We start from the raw sequence: 1981 nt of genomic DNA, 5'->3' as shown, positions 1-1981 counted from the left end.
AGCCAAGGCCTCCCACCATGGGCCGAACGGCCTATCGTAGTTATTTCGGTCCAAAGGATTCCTCTCTCCGCTATCTCTATGTTCAATCCTGTCGGTTCGCCGATGATCGCCATATCTCCCTTCAAACCATCTCTAACCAAGTAATCTGTACCGATAGAGCCTAAACACTCCTCATCTGCCACTGCTGTAAAGACCAAAGTGCCGGAAAGTTTTACATCCGCTTCTACGAGAGCTTCGATAGCACACATCATGGCAGCTATACCAGACTTCATATCTGATGCGCCTCTACCATGAATCTTATCATCATTTACAATACCTTCAAATGGATCTATACTCCACCCTTCACCCGGAGGGACTACATCTATATGGCCATTGTAAATAAGAGTGGGTTTTTGTTCGGTGCCCTTTAAAGTGACTACACAATTCGTTCTATCTTTTTTCTCCTCCTTAAGTACTACATCAAGACCCAAACTTCTCATACTATCTGCAATAAATTCAGCACACTCCCGCTCATAACCGGGTGGATTGATCGTTTTGAATCTGATGAGGGCTTTTGTCAATTCTATTACACGCTCTTTCTTAATCGATTTCACTAACCTTTCTTGATTTTCTCGAGTCTTCATCAATCTCTCACCTTATAGTAAGAAGAATAGCTATTTAAGTGGTATGGTTAAACTAAGATTTGTACGTATAAATCTAATAATATTTTGAAGAATTTTGGACAAAATAAGTCAAAAGTTCATTTATCATTATAATTTTAAAATTTTTAATATTTGTAAAATTTATCCTTTAAATAGGACCTAGAATATCTTAGTGGTGAAGATCTATGAAACTCTTCACAGTAGGTCCAGTTGCTTGCTACCCTGAAGTCCTTGAAGAGATGAGGCGCCAGATGTTTAGCCATAGGAGTAAAGAGTATAAAGAGTTGCACATGGAAGTTGTAGAAAGGATGAGAAAGTTCCTTGAAACTGAGAACCAAATCTTCCTATTCCCTAGCTCCGGTACTGGTTTTATGGAGGGGTCTGTAAGAAACTGTGTCGAGAAGAAGATGCTATGCTGTGTTAATGGAGAATTTGGAAGAAGGTATGTCGAAGTAGGAGTATCCAATGGGAAGGTTGTGGAGAAGCTCGAGGTTAAGCTCGGGAAGCCGATTACTCCAGACCTTCTGGACGAAAAACTCTCCTCATGTCCCGATGTGGAAGCCGTTACAATAACCCATAACGAGACGAGTACTGGTCTATTAAATCCATTACCAGAATTGGCCGAAGTTGTAAAGAAGCATGGAAAGTTATTGTTCGTAGATGCGGTAAGTTCGATGGGTGGTGTCGATATCAAAGTAGATAAATGGGGGATTGATGTATGTTTTGGGAGTTCACAGAAGTGCTTTGGACTCCCACCCGGATTGGCCATAGGAAGTGTAAGTGAAGAAGCATTAAAGAAGTCAGAACGTATCAAAGATAAAGGATGGTACTTTGATTTTAAATTATTTGAAAAGTATCAAAAAGAGCAGTTCAGCACACCGATGACACCAGCGATACCTCAGATATTGGCTTTAAGGAAGATTTTAGAAATGATCGAAGAGAATGGTGGTAAACAGAAGCAGTTTGAACTCTACTTAGAAAGGAGTAGGAGGATAAGAGAAGGTGTGATGAAGTTAGGTTTTACACTCTTCCCTGAAAAGGGTTATGAAAGTCCAACAGTTACGTGTGTGAATGCTACAGGTAACCTTAATGGATCTGAGATTTATGAGAGGATGAGAAAGAAGGGTTTCGAATTGGCAAGGGGGTATGGAGCGATTAGAGATGTAACGTTCAGGATCGGTAATATGGGATACATAACGTTTGAGGATATCGATCTGATGCTTAAAGCCCTTGAAGAAGTGGTAGCTGGCAAATAAAGTAACATAGCAATGTTATATACTCACTTACACTTGTATTATAACTATCATAGGTTACGTTTTAGACTCACTACGAAAAGTCTC

2 protein-coding genes are annotated in these 1981 nt (G+C 40.0%); one reads left to right on the top strand and one right to left on the bottom strand.

All coding sequences use genetic code 11. From position 1 onward, the window contains the following. On the bottom strand, positions 1-623 hold a 623-nt coding region (locus tag NZ896_06805), incomplete at its 3' end, for a M20/M25/M40 family metallo-hydrolase (GenBank protein ID MCS7117153.1). A 203-nt stretch (positions 624-826) separates the two neighbouring features. Between NZ896_06805 and NZ896_06800 the strand changes: the two genes are divergently transcribed. Then, a complete protein-coding gene (locus NZ896_06800) occupies positions 827-1897 on the top strand; it encodes an alanine--glyoxylate aminotransferase family protein (protein MCS7117152.1) in 1071 nt (356 codons plus the stop codon). Positions 1898-1981: the final 84 nt, after the last annotated feature.

Source organism: Nitrososphaerales archaeon (genome assembly GCA_025058425.1).
In the GTDB taxonomy this organism is placed as follows: domain Archaea; phylum Thermoproteota; class Nitrososphaeria; order Nitrososphaerales; family JANXEG01; genus JANXEG01.
This window is presented reverse-complemented; position numbering and strand designations above follow the sequence as displayed.